The 14697-nt window shown below is 70.0% G+C and carries 16 protein-coding genes and 3 tRNA genes; 9 read left to right on the top strand and 10 right to left on the bottom strand.

Annotation, left to right across the window (positions count from 1 at the left end; genetic code table 11):
- The 3 genes from OM076_RS30245 to OM076_RS30255 all read left to right on the top strand — a co-directional run.
- The coding region (locus OM076_RS30245) for a transposase (protein ID WP_270043863.1) at positions 1-517 on the top strand (517 nt) is incomplete at its 5' end.
- A 363-nt stretch (positions 518-880) separates the two neighbouring features.
- The gene (locus tag OM076_RS30250) at positions 881-1711 is read left to right on the top strand and encodes a hypothetical protein (protein WP_270043864.1); all 831 of its coding nucleotides are present in this window, start codon (positions 881-883) and stop codon (positions 1709-1711) included.
- 61 nt (positions 1712-1772) lie between these two features.
- Positions 1773-1922, top strand: coding sequence for a hypothetical protein (locus OM076_RS30255; protein ID WP_270043865.1), 150 nt, complete (start codon positions 1773-1775; stop codon positions 1920-1922).
- A gap of 310 nt (positions 1923-2232) precedes the next feature.
- Here the strand turns inward: OM076_RS30255 and OM076_RS30260 are convergent.
- Positions 2233-2306, bottom strand: a tRNA-Val gene (locus tag OM076_RS30260).
- Between the two features lie 50 nt (positions 2307-2356).
- The gene (locus tag OM076_RS30265) at positions 2357-2536 is read right to left on the bottom strand and encodes a hypothetical protein (protein ID WP_270043866.1); all 180 of its coding nucleotides are present in this window, start codon (positions 2534-2536) and stop codon (positions 2357-2359) included.
- A gap of 169 nt (positions 2537-2705) precedes the next feature.
- On the opposite strand from OM076_RS30265, the gene OM076_RS30270 reads away from it, so the two are divergent.
- The 4 genes from OM076_RS30270 (at position 2706) to OM076_RS30285 (ending at position 4875) form a co-directional block, all read left to right on the top strand.
- Complete coding sequence (locus tag OM076_RS30270) at positions 2706-3692, top strand: hypothetical protein (protein WP_270043867.1); 987 nt, start codon at positions 2706-2708, stop codon at positions 3690-3692.
- A 7-nt stretch (positions 3693-3699) separates the two neighbouring features.
- A complete protein-coding gene (locus OM076_RS30275; RefSeq protein ID WP_270043868.1) occupies positions 3700-4032 on the top strand; it encodes a hypothetical protein in 333 nt (110 codons plus the stop codon).
- Entirely contained in the window at positions 4032-4784 is a 753-nt protein-coding gene (locus tag OM076_RS30280; protein ID WP_270043869.1) for an SDR family oxidoreductase, read from the top strand. Before OM076_RS30275 ends, OM076_RS30280 begins: the two co-directional genes overlap by 1 nt.
- A gap of 19 nt (positions 4785-4803) precedes the next feature.
- Positions 4804-4875: transfer RNA gene (locus OM076_RS30285), tRNA-Glu, on the top strand.
- 191 nt (positions 4876-5066) lie between these two features.
- On the opposite strand, the gene OM076_RS30290 is transcribed toward OM076_RS30285, so the two are convergent.
- On the bottom strand, positions 5067-5267 hold the full coding sequence (locus tag OM076_RS30290; protein WP_270043870.1) for a hypothetical protein: 201 nt from the start codon (positions 5265-5267) through the stop codon (positions 5067-5069).
- Positions 5268-5486: 219 nt separating this feature from the next.
- Positions 5487-5558 (bottom strand) — tRNA-Lys (locus tag OM076_RS30295).
- Between the two features lie 113 nt (positions 5559-5671).
- Here OM076_RS30295 and OM076_RS30300 point away from each other — a divergent pair.
- Positions 5672-6223, top strand: a complete 552-nt coding sequence (locus OM076_RS30300; protein ID WP_270043871.1) for a TetR/AcrR family transcriptional regulator — start codon at positions 5672-5674, stop codon at positions 6221-6223.
- A gap of 67 nt (positions 6224-6290) precedes the next feature.
- Here OM076_RS30300 and OM076_RS30305 read toward each other — a convergent pair whose 3' ends face one another.
- The 5 genes from OM076_RS30305 to purF form a co-directional block, all read right to left on the bottom strand.
- Positions 6291-6659: a hypothetical protein gene (locus tag OM076_RS30305; protein WP_270043872.1), complete on the bottom strand. Its 369-nt coding sequence runs from the start codon at positions 6657-6659 to the stop codon at positions 6291-6293.
- A gap of 10 nt (positions 6660-6669) precedes the next feature.
- Positions 6670-8238: a bifunctional phosphoribosylaminoimidazolecarboxamide formyltransferase/IMP cyclohydrolase gene (purH, locus tag OM076_RS30310; protein ID WP_372518095.1), complete on the bottom strand. Its 1569-nt coding sequence runs from the start codon at positions 8236-8238 to the stop codon at positions 6670-6672.
- A gap of 35 nt (positions 8239-8273) precedes the next feature.
- Complete coding sequence (gene purN, locus OM076_RS30315) at positions 8274-8906, bottom strand: phosphoribosylglycinamide formyltransferase (protein WP_270043874.1); 633 nt, start codon at positions 8904-8906, stop codon at positions 8274-8276.
- A complete protein-coding gene (locus OM076_RS30320) occupies positions 8903-10804 on the bottom strand; it encodes a RecQ family ATP-dependent DNA helicase (RefSeq protein WP_270043875.1) in 1902 nt (633 codons plus the stop codon). Before OM076_RS30320 ends, purN begins: the two co-directional genes overlap by 4 nt.
- Positions 10805-10877: 73 nt before the next feature.
- The gene (purF, locus tag OM076_RS30325; RefSeq protein WP_270043876.1) at positions 10878-12308 is read right to left on the bottom strand and encodes an amidophosphoribosyltransferase; all 1431 of its coding nucleotides are present in this window, start codon (positions 12306-12308) and stop codon (positions 10878-10880) included.
- A gap of 269 nt (positions 12309-12577) precedes the next feature.
- Between purF and OM076_RS30330 the strand changes: the two genes are divergently transcribed.
- Positions 12578-13963 carry an aspartate aminotransferase family protein gene (locus OM076_RS30330; RefSeq protein ID WP_270043877.1) on the top strand — a complete coding sequence of 462 codons (1386 nt, stop codon included), beginning with the start codon at positions 12578-12580 and terminating at the stop codon, positions 13961-13963.
- Positions 13964-14009: 46 nt separating this feature from the next.
- Here the strand turns inward: OM076_RS30330 and OM076_RS30335 are convergent, their stop codons facing one another.
- Positions 14010-14594 carry a hypothetical protein gene (locus OM076_RS30335; protein ID WP_270043878.1) on the bottom strand — a complete coding sequence of 195 codons (585 nt, stop codon included), beginning with the start codon at positions 14592-14594 and terminating at the stop codon, positions 14010-14012.
- Between the last annotated feature and the right edge of the window lie 103 nt (positions 14595-14697).

Genomic DNA, 14697 nt, shown 5'->3' on the forward strand with positions numbered 1-14697 from the left:
CGCCAAGGTCCTCGGCTGCGCCTGGCAACGCTGCACGGTCCACTTCCTCCGCGACTGTTTCGGGCATGCCCGCAAGGACCAACACGGGCTACTGGGCGCGTTGATCCGCCCGATCTTTGCCGCCGACAACCTCGAACAGGCGCGTGATCGGCTCTCTGAAGCGGTCGCGCATCTCGACGGGCGGCTCTCGAAGATCGCGACGATGCTCGAAGACGCCGAGCACGAGATCCTCGCCTTCTACGCGTTCCCGAGCTCGCACTGGAGCAAGCTGCGCTCGACCAACCCGCTGGAGCGCTTCAACAAGGAAGTCGGCCGGCGCACCGACGTCGTCGGCATCTTCCCCGACGACCGCAGCCTGATCCGCCTCGCCGGGATGCTCTGCATCGAGCAAAACGACGAATGGCTCGTCGGGCGCGGCTACCTCTCCGCCGAATCGATCTCTCTCGTCCTCGCCGGACCAGCCGAGATCACAGACAACGAGATCAAGGAAGAGGTGCCCGAGCTCAAAGCGGCCTGAGCAGCCGATCCCTTACCGACGATCTCCTACACCACGTCTCGGGACTTGACTCCTCGCTCCTGCATCCGTGCAAAGTAGCAGTCACGGCGCGGCTATCGCCTTCCGCGCAACTGAGCAGACGCGATCACGGTCGACCTGCCACCGGCCGCGCTTCTGCTTTCGCCTGGCACCGATAGCTCGGCGTCGGGGGGCCGGCCGACCGCTTCCCACGCGCTGCGCGTCCGCCTGCGACTTCGCGCACGAGAGGCGAGCGGGTCGCCGCCTCGCTCCTCCAATTGGTCGGTTGCAGCGCACGGCTCCTCTGGCGCTGAAGGATCTTGTGCCTAGTCGCTGCGTGCCGGGCTCACCGGTACCTTCACGTTGATGTGGGAAGGCAGTGACCTGAAACTACAGCGGGCCCGCGAACACATCGAGGCGGCTGACGAGCTCGTCGATGCCTATCTCGACAACGGGGCCTGCACAGTCGTGCGAACGGCCGACGAGCGCACCGGCAGGACTGAGCTGCGCGTGCAGATCACCGCACCGCCGCCCGCGCGTCTTGCTCTCGTCATCGGCGACGCGGTCCACAATCTCCGCGCCGCGCTCGACCACGTCGTCTTCGAAGCCGCGCTGAGCAACTCCGTGGGGACACTCTCGCCCGCCGCAGAAGAAGCGCTGATGTTCCCGATCCGCGACAAGCCTCCGAAGGGCGGCTGGGAACAGGTCGTCAAGGACCGTCTTCCCGGCGTACCGCCGCCCGTTTGCGCCGTCATCGAAGCGGAGCAGCCGTTCCGATGGACGACGTCCGAACACCCGACGGCACACCTATTCCGTCCGCTCTGGCGGGTTCACGACCTCGACAGGATCGACAAGCACCGCACACTCACCGTCACGACCGCCGCCCTGTCGCATCACGCGTTCGGCGTACACGCGGAGAAGGACCCCGAGATCCGCTTCTACTACGCGCCGGGACGCGTCCAAGACGGCCAGCTGCTCGCGACCTATCGCACCGACTCGGGCGCCACATACATGCCCGACCTGAACCTCGCGATCGTCGAGGGCGAAGCGGAGCTGGCCAATCAGACCATCAGCGCGACACTCGCCCACCTCCACCAGCACGTCGTCTGGACCGTGCACCGCATACGCGTAGCCGCCACGCCACGGGATGTGCACGAACCCCAGCCAGACGCCAGCGAGGCCGCGGGGGCCGCGTAGCACTCAGCGGTGGGCATCGGGGCACGCCAGCGCCGGGTGTCAGCGCCGGGCATTCGTGAGGATGTTCTCTACGACATCAAGGCGGCCTTCGGCCGCGGCCGGCTGCGCGCGGCTCGCTGCGCTCGCCGTGCTCGCCGGCCAACACCACGACCACCACGACGCGCAGCACTCAGCTCACACCAGCAGCGTCGACGACAACGAGCTCGCGTAGCTCCAGGCCCGACACCTGTCAAGGCGATCGCTTCGCGACGGGCTTCGCCCGGTCCTGACGGACTCGTCCTTGACAGCCGCCGGTCCTTCCGCTGATGCGCCGGGTAGGGGGCCAGGCCCCCTCCGGGCGAGCTGCGTCGCCCCTACTCAGCAACGACACGCCACGTGCACACGCAGCCGGAACACGTGGCCAGCGGGCAACTCACGGCGGGCGCCGAAGTTTCCAGATCGTTTCCATCGGCCGGCTCGCAACGCGAGACCGACCAGTCGCCAGATCCCCGCTACCACTCTGTAGCGGGGCTTCTGGGTGATGGGCGGTCCCGGGCTCGAACCGGGGACCTCCTGCTTGTAAGGCAGGCGCTCTGACCAACTGAGCTAACCGCCCGCGGGCGGGGCCATGCTAGTGCGGTCGGGCTGTGGTTCGACCTGGGTTGGTCAGCGCACGACGGTCAGGTGGAGGCGGTCGCCGCTCTGGAAGGCGGCCAGGACGTGGGTGCCGGCCGCGGCGAGTTGGGCGTCACCGTTGCCCTTCGGGGTCAGGACCGTCGGGGTGAAGGCGGTCGCTCCGGCGAGGCGGGTGAAGAGTTCGACGGGGCCTGGGTCGATCGGGCTCACGACACGGGGAACGTCGCGGGGGCACCGAGCAACAGGGCCGCGACCGTGAGTGCGAGCGAAGCCGGCATCACACGCGATTGTCAGGCCCCGGTCTGCCGGGCGCCATTACCGAAGCGTGATGGCAGGATCCACCCAACGCCGACAGAGGTTGTGTGGTAGATCACTGTCCGTGCTGCGTCGGGTCGCCGCGGTCGTCTTGCTGGCGGGGTTGTCTGTCGGTCTTGGACTCCCACTGCTTCGTGCTGCCCGCGCCTCCAATCTCGCCGGCCCGCACGCGGTGAAGCTCGTCGCGGCCGGGGGCAAGCGCCTGACGGGCGACTGGCAAGGGTGGGCGAATGCGTCGCTCGTGCCGACCGTGACCGGGCAGGTGGTGGTCGACCTCACCGGGTGTCCCGAGCTGCCGAACGCCGCGGGCTGCGTGTATACGAAGAACCCGCGGGTGATCTACCTCAAGCGCGGGCTCTCCCACCCGCGCGGCGTGATGTTGCACGAGCTCGGCCACGTGTACGACCTGACGGTGATGAGCAACAGCGATCGCGGCCAGTTCCGGCGCATCATGCGCCGGCCGCACGCGCAGTGGTGGAAGGGCAAGCTCCCGCTCGCGGAGTGGTTCGCCGAGGCGTATTCGTGGTGCGCGCGCTACTCGAAGATCGTCTCCGTCGACGCGTACGCGATCTACAGCTATGACCCGTCGCCGGCGCAGCACAAGTCGACGTGCTCGCTGATCAAGCGAGCCGCGCGCGACAAGACGCCGCCGAAGCCGCCGTCCGCGCCGCCGGTCGTCACGGGCGATCCCGCACCGCCCGCCGCTCCGCCGGTCGGCCCGGTGGTCGTTCCCGGAGACCCGGTGCGCGATCCCGGCGCGACGGTCCTCGAGAGCCCGTTGCCGACCCCCACCGCGACTCCTCGCCCGCCGGCCAAGACCCCGACTCGCACGCCGACGCCGACCCGCACACCGACGCACACGCCGACGCCGACCGCCACCCCCACGGAGACCCCCGCACCCACCGCGACCGCCGAGCCGACCGCGGAGCCGACCCCCGTCCCCACCCCGAGCGCGGAGCCGGAGCCGACCCCCACCGCGACACCGGACGAGACGGCCACGCCGGACCCGACCGAAACCCCCACGCCGGCGCACCGTGGGCGCCTGGCATGATGGAGCCATGGACGGTTCGGTGCTCTGGCGGGCAGCGCTGCTGCAGGCGCTCACGCTCGGCGTCGTCGCGCTGATCCTCGGCTCGACGCTCGACAAGTCGTTCTTCGAATCCTGGGGCTGGCTCGCCGGCCCGGGAGCGTGGGCGGCGTGCGCGCTGTTCACGGGCGCCGTCCTGCGGCTGCCGCTGCTGCCGGTCCTGGCCGGTGCCGCGCTGGCCGGCATCCCCAGCCTGATCACGGTGCTGATCGGCGTCCACTGGCTCGGCGCACCGTTCGCGGTGGCGATCTTCGCCTACTGGTGCGCGCGGCTGGCGGCGCCGGAACGGGTCGCGGTGGCCTGATGGAGCTCGGCCTGAACGGGAAGGTGGCACTCGTCACCGGCGGGTCGAAGGGCATCGGGCGCGGGATCGCCGAGGGACTTGCCGCGGAAGGCGTCCGCGTGGCGCTGACGTCGCGCACCGCTGCGCGCGCTGAGGCGGTCGCGAGCGAGATCGGCGCGGGTGCGCGAGGGTACGGCTTCGACTCCGGCGACCTCGACGCGATCGGGCCGCTGCTCGACGCGATCGAGGCCGACCTCGGCCCGATCGACCTCTACATCGCCAACACCGGCGGCCCGCCGGCGGGTGACGCGCTGGAGTTCACCCGCGAGCAGTGGGAGGCCGCGCAGCGGACGTTGCTGATCTCCCCCATGCGGGTGATCGAGCGCGTACTGCCCGGCATGCGCTCGCGCGGCTTCGGCCGGATCGTCGCGATCGGCTCGATGGCCGTCCGCGAGCCCATCGACGTCCTTCAGCTCTCCAACGCGCATCGGCCGGGGCTCGTCGCCGCGTTCAAGGTCCTCGCGCGCAAGGTGGCGGCCGACGGCGTGACGTTCAATCACGTGCATCCGGGCCAGATCGCCACCGACCGGATGATCGACACGGCCGGCTCGCTCGAGGCCGCCCAGGAACGCGCCAAGCACAACGTCCCGGCGGGGCGGCTCGGCACGGTCGAAGAGCTCGCCGCGGCGGCGGTTTTCCTGTGCTCCGGCCTCGCCGCGTACATCACCGGGACGGCCATCCTGGTGGACGGCGGACTCACCCGCAGCGTGTGACCCTAAACTGTGGGTCTACGCCCCCATGGTGTAGCGGTTAGCACGCGGCCCTTTCACGGCCGTAGCGCGAGTTCGATTCTCGCTGGGGGTACTTCTTCTCAGGCTTCGTCCGGCCAGTGGCCGTGCGCATCGAAGTACTCGCGCGCCTCTTCATCCTTGTCGCGATCGTGACGACCGGCGAACGTGAAATAGACGACGAGCACGCACATGGCGAAGCTCAGAACGCAGGCGACGGCAGCGTAAAGCGTTTGGAGCACCCGTCCATCTTGACGGGTGCTCGCGTCAGGCGGCGTCGCCGAACGCCGCTTCGACCTGCGCGCGCTCCCAGACGTCCGCCTGCTCGAGCGCATTCGGGCAGTAGATCCCGAGTTCGCCGTTCTGCCAGACGACCTCGATCCAGCCGATCTCGGTGAACCCCAAGACGGTGCCGGTGCCGAGCGCGAACGGCTCAGGCAGCCACACCACGGTCTCGCCCAGGCTCATCGGCGCGGGAGTTCGCACAGCACGAACTGGCCGCGCTGAAGGGTGTGAGCAATGGCCGCCGCCTGGTCGATCTGGGCGGGGGTGTACTGAACGGGGTTGTGCAGCGTCACGATGTGCGCGCCAGGAACCTGCATCGCCTTCTCACCAGCTCTCGTCTTGGATTTACGGAGCCTCCCTGGCCGCGAAATCGGCAGGGCGGGGAGAAGACTTGAGAATGAGTGCCGCCGGCAGGGATCGAACCTGCGCACATCGGATTAAAAGTCCGTTGCTCTACCGCTGAGCTACGGCGGCCCGGCGCGGTCGACTCTAGCGCGCAGTACGCTTGGACGAGGGTGAGCGTAGGCGATGTGGAGATGGGGGGGCGCCGACGCCGGAGGACTCCCGAGGTCGCGGAAGCCGAAATCGTGGCTGCGGCGGAGTCGCTGCTGCGCGAGCGGTCGTTCCGCGAGCTGACCGTCGACGAGGTCATGCGCCGGACGGACCTGTCGCGTCCGTCCTTCTACGTCTACTTCAAGGACCGGCACGCGCTGATCCTGCGCGTGGTCGAGCACCTGCGCGGAGAGCTGCGGACGATGTCGCAGCGCTGGTACACCGGCGCGGGTGACGGGCCCGCGCTCGCGCGGGAGGCAATGGAGGGAATCGTCGAGGTCTACGCCCGCCAGGGTCCCGTGCTGCGGGCGCTGGCCGACGCGGCGACCGACGACCCCGAGGTCGAGCTCGTCTACGGCGGGCTCGTGCAGTCCTTCATCGACGTCACGACGCACCACATCGAGGCGGAGATCGAGGCGGGGCGGGTGCTGCCGCTCGACGCGTCAGAGACCGCGACCGCGCTCGTGTGGATGATGGAGCGCTACCTGAACCGCAGCCTCGGCCGCCTACCCGCCGAGACCCCGCGCGAGACCGTCGCCGAGACGCTGACGACGATCTGGACGCGCGTCCTCTACGGCGCCGCCTAGCCTCTCGCAGGGGGTGGTTGACGAACCTCCCCATATATGGGGACAAACGTCGAACACCCCTCCCGTTTCAGTCGAGCTGGGACGCGGTCCAGGCGCCGACCGCCGCGCTGACGCTCGCGAGCGCGACCGTGCCGAGCGCGCCGGGCGTGGGGAGCGAGCGACGCGCGCCACCGGTCGCCACGGCGTCCACCGCGTCGGTGAAGACCGCCGCGACCAGCCACGGACGCGCGCTCGCGCCCGTGTGCAGTGCGAACGCCGTGCCAGCGCCGACGGCGAGGTCACGCGCGCCGAAGGCCACCGCGAGCACCCTGCCGCCGGGCGAGTCCGCGACCGGCCCGACCCAGCGGCCGGTCACGAGGTCCGGCTTGACCAGGAGCGCGGCGCCGATGGCGATCCGCCCGTACGCGATCTGCTTGGCGATCGTTCGCGCCTGCACGGCTCGCTCGCTAGTGCTTGAAGTGGCGGCGGTGCGTCAGGACCATGCTGATCCCGGCGGCGTTGGCGGCCTGGACGACCACCGGGTCGGCCTTGGAGCCGCCCGGTTGGATGATCGTCGTGATCCCCGCGTCGACGGCGAGTTGGGGGCCGTCGGAGAAGGGGAAGAAGGCGTCGGAGGCCATCGCGGCGCCGAGCAGCGAGGAACCGGCCGCACGGGCCTTCTCGATCGCGAGGCGGACGGAGTCCACGCGGCTCATCTGGCCCGCGCCCACGCCCACGGAGGCGAGGTCGTTGGAGAGCACGATCGCGTTGGAGCGCACGTGCTTGCAGACCTTCCACGCGAAGAGCATCTCGCCCCACTCGGCCTCGGTGGGCTTGCGCTCGGTGACGACCTGCATCTCCGTGCGGTCCTCGAGGCCCATGTCGCGGTCCTGGATCAGCAGGCCGCCCATGACGCGCTTGATATCGCGCTCGGCGACGTTGACGCCGCGCCGCTCGCCATCCTCGAGGATGCGCATGTTCGGCTTGGCCGCGAGCATCGCCAGCGCCTCGTCGGTGAACGAGGGGGCGATGATGACCTCGCAGAACTGCTTCAGCAGCGCCTCGGCGAACGTCGCGTCGACCGTGCGGTTCACGCAGATGACACCGCCGAACGCCGACATCGGGTCGCAGGCGAAGGCCGCGCTGTAGGCCTCGGTGACCGACCCGCCGACGGCGACCCCGCACGGGTTGTTGTGCTTGATGATCGCGCAGGCCGGCAGCTCGAACTCCTGCACCAGCAGGCGCGCAGAGTTGAGGTCCAGCACGTTGTTGAACGACAGCTCCTTGCCGCCGAGCTGGCGCACCATCGAGAGCACGTGCATGCGCGCTCCCGCCTGGGCGTAGTAGGCGGCGCGCTGATGGGGGTTCTCGCCGTACGCCAGGTCGGTGACCTTCTCGTAGGCGTTCAGCAGGAGCGGCGGGAAGTCGTCCTGCTTCTCGACGAACCAGCGCGAGATCGCGCTGTCGTAGCGCGCGGTGTAGGAGAACGCCTCCGCGGCCAGCGACTCGCGCGTACCGAGCGACAGACGGGCACCGGCGTCCTTGAGCTCCTGCAGGACGGCGTCGTAGCTGGCCGGGTTGACCACGACCGCGGTGAACGCGAAGTTCTTGGCCGCCGCGCGGATCATCGTCGGCCCGCCGATGTCGATGTTCTCGATCACCTCGTGATCGGTCGCGCCGCGGCGGGCGGCGGTCTGCTCGAACGGGTAGAGGTTCACGCACACGAGGTCGACGAACTCGACCTCGTGCTCGGCGGCGGCGGCCATGTGCTCGTCGTTGTCGCGCAACGCCAGCAGACCCGCGTAGATCTTCGGGTGCAGGGTCTTGACCCGCCCACCCATGATCTCGGGGAAGCCCGTGAAGTCCTCGACCGCGCGGACGTCCAAACCGCCCTCACGCAGCGCCGTGGCGGTGCCGCCCGTCGAGAGCAGCTCGACCCCGAGCGACGCGAGCCCCCGCGCGAACTCCACGATCCCCGTCTTGTCCGAGACCGACAGCAGCGCTCGGCGGACTCGCACCTCACCCGGCTGAACCATCGCCTCCATCGCGCCGCGGACGATACCTGTGTCGGTCATTGCGGGGTCCCTCCCACGAGGACGCGCCGGGGATGGGCTGGATCCGGGCGGACGGTCCCACTGGCGATCAGCCGCACCGCTCCGGTCAACAACTCGTGCTCGATCGGCCGCAGCGCTGCACGCACCTGGGCCGCATCACTCGCCTCCGGCAGCTCGACCGCCTGCTGGAGGATGATCGGGCCGGAATCGATCCCTTCGTCGACGAAGTGGACCGTGACCCCGAAGACCTTGACCCCGTAGTCGATCGCCTGCTCGACCGCCCGGATGCCCGGGAACGCGGGGAGCAACGCCGGGTGGACGTTGATCACCCGCAGCGGGAACGCCGCCAGGAACGCGGCGCTCACGAGCTGCATGTAGCCGGCGAGCACGACCAGCTCGACGTCCTGCTCCACCAGCCACTCGGCGATCGCGAGGTCGCGCGCCTCGCGGTCGGCGTATTCCGAGGCGGGGAACTCGCGCGCGGCGATCCCGAGCCCCAGCGCACGCCCCAGCGCCTCGGCGCCCGGCTTGTCGGACCCGACGGCGACGACGTCGGCATCTTTGCCGTGGACGCGATCGAGGATGGCTTGGAGGTTGGTGCCGGCGCCGGAGGCGAGGACTCCGACGCGCAGGCGATGGGGCTCGTTCATGCAGCCTCTACGTTAGGAAGCTCGGGCGCGAACGGCGTCCGCACGACCTCGAGCTTGGGAAAGCGGCCGTCGGTCGCACGCAGGCGCCCAGCGGCGAGCAGTCCGTCGATCGCCGCCGCGACCTCCTCCGCGCGCAGGTCGCGGTACGCCCCGTAGCTCGGGAGCCCGTCATAGGAATGCTTGGCGATCAGCTTCGAGCGGCCGCCGCGCAGGATCTCGACGCAGCGCGTGCGGCCCACCCCGGGCACGGCGCGGGACACGACGTCGAGGATCGCAGTGTCCAGGTCCGCCGCCGGTGAGAGTGTGCTCTGACGCACGCGAACGGGTGCCTCGGGCAGCGCCGCGGGATCGCAGACGTCGCAGCACGGGACGGTCGGCTCGGGCTCCGAGCGATCGCCGAAATGGCCCAGGATGCCGCGGCGGCGACAGCCCTCGCCCTCCACCCACGCCCACACCGAGCGGTACTGGCGCCAGCGGACGCGGGTGCCCTCCTGCGTCGCGGCCTTGCACACCGCCAGCGTCGTGCGGTCCCACGTCCCCACGATCCGCCCCGCCACGCGATCCGGCGCGGACGGCGCGGGCTGGATCACGCCCGCCCGCGCGAGGTAGCCGACGACGGCGCGCACCGCGTCCTCCTCGCCTGGCTCGGCGAGCTCGTTGAGATGCAGGTTGTACCGCGGTGGCGAGCCCTCGGCCGAGGCCACGATCTTGCGCGCCGTCGCCTTCAACAGGTCCTCGCCGACCGCCGAGCGCTCGATGAAGAAGACGTGCAGGCCTTTGTCGCGCCCGGTGGCGAACAGCAGGCAGCGCGCCGGCTTCCCGTCGCGACCGGCGCGGCCGGCCTCCTGGTAGTAGGCCTCGATCGAGCTCGGGACGGACTCGTGGCAGACCGTCCGCACGTCGGCCTTGTCGACCCCCATCCCGAAGGCGTTGGTGGCGACCACGACCGGCGCCGAACCCGCCATGAAGCGACGCTGCGCCTCGGCCCGCACGTCGCGCGGGAGACCCGCGTGGTAGGCGAGCACCTCGACGCCCAGCTCGAACCCGAGGCGATCGGCCAGCCGATCGGCCTCCGAACGCGTGCCCGCGTAGACGATCGCCGGTAGCGCGTCGGGTTCCTCCAAGGCCGCCACGATGCGGCGTTGCACGGCGTCCTTGCTCGGGCACTGGACCACCGAGAAGGTCAGGTTCGGGCGATCGAATCCCGTCGCCACGTGCACCGGCTCGCGCAGACCGAGACGGGAGACGATGTCCGCGGCCACTTCGGGGGTCGCGGTAGCGGTCGACGCCAGGATCGCCTCCGCGCCCAACCAGCGCGCCGCGTCGGCCAGGCGGAAGTACTCCGGGCGGAAGTCGTGTCCCCACTGGGAGACGCAGTGGGCCTCGTCGACCACGAAGAGCCCGATCTCGGCGTGCCGGATGCGTTCCAGGAACCCGGGGGAGGCGAACCGCTCCGGCGCGACGTAGAGCAGCCGTACCTGCCCGGAGATCGCGTGCTCGATCGCCAGCCGGTTGGTCCGCGAGTCCTGCTGGGCGTTGACCAATGCGACGCGGCCGGGGGCGATCCGCTCCAGCGCCTCGACCTGGTCCTGCATCAGCGACACCAGCGGCGAGACGACGAGCGTCAGGTCGGTCCGCATCAGCGCCGGCAGCTGGTAACAGAGCGACTTGCCCGAGCCGGTGGGCATCACCACCAGCACGTCCCGCCCGTTGCGGGCCGCCTCTACGGCCTCACGCTGACCCGGCCGGAACCCGGGGAACCCGAAGAGCTCCGCCAGCGCGCCGTCGACGTCGGTCGCACGCGCGACCGGCACCCGCGGCACCCGCCCGTCGGCCACGCCCAGATCCAAGGACGTCTGCAGTGCGGGCGGTGGTTCTTCGAGCCAGGGGAGCGACACGGGCTGGCGACCTTACCGCCAGCCCCGGTCGACTTCGGCGCGTTTGCGCAGAGTTGTTGCAGTCCGTTGCGCTTTAGCCGCGAACGAGCGGCAAAGCGTGCTCGAACGCGTCCTTGGCGGACGTGCCCACGAGCGGGTAGACGCCGCTGAAGCAGGCGTCGCAATGCGTCTCGCGCGAGCCGCGGATCGCCTCATAGACGCCCTCGAGCGACAGGTAGGCGAGCGAGTCGGCCCCCAGCTCGGCGGCCACTTCGGCCTCCGTACGGTTGTGGGCGATCATCTCTTCCCGCGTCGACATGTCGATCCCGTAATGACAGGGGTGACGAATCGGCGGCGCGGAGATGCGCATATGCACTTCACTGGCCCCGGCGTCGCGCAGCATCTGCACGATCTGGCGCGTCGTGTTGCCGCGCACGATCGAGTCGTCCACGACGACGATGCGCTTGCCGGCGACGACCTCGGGGAGCGGATTGAACTTCAGCCGCAGGCCGTGCTTGCGCAGCTCCTGGCCGGGCTGGATGAAGGTACGGGCGACGTAGCGGTTCTTGATCAGGCCGTCGTCCTGCGGGAGACCTGACGCACGCGCGAAGCCGCGCGCGGCGGGGTTGCCCGAGTCCGGCACCGGGATCACGAGATCGGCCTCGACGGGCGCTTCCTTGGCCAGGATCTCGCCCATCTTCCCGCGCGAGACCTGGATCACCTGGCCGCCGAGACGCGAGTCCGGGCGGGCGAAGTAGATGTGCTCGAAGACGCACAGGGCGGAGCGCGGCGACGGCACGGCCTGGCGCGTCTGAATGCCGTTCTTGGTGATCGAGACGATCTCGCCCGGCTGGACGTCGCGCAGGAACTTGGCGCCGATGATGTCGAACGCGCAGGTCTCCGACGCCACGCAATAGGTGTCTCCGATCATGCCGAGCGACAGCGGCCGCAGGCCCATCGGATCGCGGAACGCGACCACGCGATCCTCGGTCATGACGACCGTGCTGTAGGCGCCCTCGATGCGGCCGATGACGTCCACCAGCGCTTCCTCGACCGTGTCCGCCTCATGCGTGGACACGAGCGCGGCGATGATCTCGCTGTCGGAGGTGCTGCGGAACGTCACGCCCTTCTGGCGCAGCTCCTGGTGCAGCTCGACGACGTTGACGAGGTTGCCGTTGTGGCCGAGCGCGACTTCGCGCTTGTCGGCGCGATAGACCGGCTGGGAGTTCTCCCACGAGTTGGCGCCCGTCGTGGAGTAGCGGACGTGGCCGACCGCCATCTCGCCCTGCAGCGCGCGCAGCTTCTGCTCGTCGAAGACCTGGTTGACCAGACCCTGGTCGCGCATGGCCATGATGTGGCCGTTCTGCGACGTGGCGATGCCCGCCGACTCCTGGCCGCGGTGCTGGAGCGCGTAGAGCGCGAAGTACGTGAGGCGTGCGACCTCGCGACCGGGTGCGACGATGCCGAAGACACCGCACTCATCGCGCGGGCCATCGCGGTCTTCGAGGGGAGCTGGGTCAGGCAAGGGGAACCGCCGGCAAGAGAAGGTTGCCGTGAGAACGACCGGCCAGTTCAGGCTAGCAAGGCGCCCGGAGGGGAAGGGGAGGATTCGTCGCCCCGGGCGCACGGCCGTCGGCGTGCCGTTCCGAAGGCAACACTGTGTGGCGGCACGCGTCCAAGGACATGACGATGCGTCTGCCGCGCCAAGTATCGCCGAGCACTAGGCTCCATGGACCTCCGCTGCCTCGCACGGCCACGCCGGGCAGCCCAGTCCGACTCGGGAACGGGATAAATATGGCCACCGACGCACCTGTTCAGATTCCCCGCCAGCGCATCGCGGAGCTCGTCGAGCGCGAGGAGAAGCAGCTCAACGACCGCACGCAGCGCTCGAAGGAGATGTACGAGCGCGCGCAGGTCCACCTCTCCGGCGGCGTCGCATCCTCCTACCAGCTGCGCGATCCGTGGCCCATCTACCTGGAGCGCGGCTCCGGCCCGCGCGTGTGGGACGTCGACGGCAACGAGATGTGGGACTTCCACAACGGCTTCGGCTCGATGGTCCAAGGCCACGCCCACCCGGCGATCGGCGCGGCCATCCAGGAGCGGTACTCGTCCGGCACCCACTTCGCGGCGCCGACCGAGGACGCGGTCGTCGTGGGCGACGAGCTCGCCCGCCGCTGGGGTCTGCCGAAGTGGCGCTTCACGAACTCCGGTTCCGAGTCCACGATGGACGCGATCCGCATCGCCCGCGGCACGACCGGCCGCGAGACGATCGTGAAGATCTTCGGCTCCTACCACGGTCATCACGACGGCGTGATGGTCTCGATCGGCGTCGAGTACGACCAGATCGGCGACCACGAGAACCTCGCCTCGCTGCCCTACGGGGCCGGCATCCCGCAGGCGGTCGTGGATTTGACGATCCCGGTGCCGTTCAACGACGCGGGCGCGATGGAGCGCCGCATCGAGCGCCTGACCGCGGAGGGCCGCAAGCCCGCCTGCGTGATCATGGAAGCGGCGATGATGAACCTCGGCGTCGTGCTGCCGGAGCCGGGTTATCTCGAAGCCGTCCGCGACATCACCCGCCGCCACGGCATCATCCTGATCTTCGACGAGGTCAAGACCGGTCTGACGATCGCGCCGGGCGGCGCCACTGAGAAGTGGGGCGTGACGCCGGACCTCGTGACCCTGGCCAAGGCACTGGGCGGCGGGACGCCGATCGGCGCGATCGGCGGCACCGAAGCGGCGATGGCGGCCGTCGAGGACGGCTCCGTCTACCAAGTGGGCACCTACAACGGGAACCCGCTCGGCATGGCCGCGACGCGGGCGAACCTCTTGGAGGTCCTGACCCCGGCGGCCTACGAGCACCTCGACGGTCTCAACGACCGGATCCTGACCGGCTGCGAGGCCGTCATCCGCAAGCACAACCTGCCGGGCTACGCCGTCGGCGTCGGCTCCAAGGGCTGCGTCACGTTCTCGCCGTCGAAGATCGTCGACTACGAGACCTTCAAGGCCAACCAGGACAAGGACCTCTCCGAGCTGGCCTGGCTCTACAACATGAACCGCGGCATCTTCATGACGCCGGGGCGTGAGGAAGAGTGGACCTTGTCCGTCACCCACGACGACGCGTCGGTCGACGCGTACGTCCAGGTCTTCGAGGCGATGGCCGACGACCTCATGTCGTAGCGGTGCGGCCTTAGATGGGTTGGTAAGCCACAGGCTTACCAATCCATCACACGGCGAGGCGGGCGGTGGTGGCGGCTTCGCGGAAGGCGGCGAGGATCGCCTGTTCGGCCGCGGGGCGGGTGTGGCTCGACGGGGGGAGTGGGTCTCCCGTCGGGATGCCGAAGGTGTAGAGGAGGACGGCGAGCGCCGGGTCGAGCGCGATGTGCGCTCGGGCCGCGGCTTCGGCGCGGGCGTCGACACCGAGCGTGAAGGTGCGCTGGAAGCGCGCGCGGAGCGGAGACGCGAGGCCCGCCACGACGAGCTCGGTCGCGATGCGGTGGGGCGCGAACGTCGCGGTGCGTTCGATCCAGGTCAGCGGGGACCCGGGGGCTGAGGCGAGGACGCGGTCGCGGAGGTCGGCGAGCAGCGCCGGCTCACCCGCGGTGTGGCGGCCGGCGACGACGCGGCGGCGTTCGAGGACGTCGAGGTGACCGGAGCGGACGGCGTCGATCAGCAGGGCGGCGGCGACCAGCGGCTCGGTGCCCGCGAGACCGCGGGTGAGGAGCATGGCGTCGACGCGCAGCGTCGCGGGGGCGGGCGTGGGCCGACCCAGCGTGACCAGCGCCGCGTCGGAGAGAAGACTCGGAGGCATCGCTTACTCCAAAGAGGCGGTCGAGGGGGTCGCGAATACGTGATTCGCGATTCGACGAGCCGAAGTGGAGGGCCGTCTCGTCGGGTGCATGTCCGACGAGACG

The organism is Solirubrobacter ginsenosidimutans (assembly GCF_027587205.1).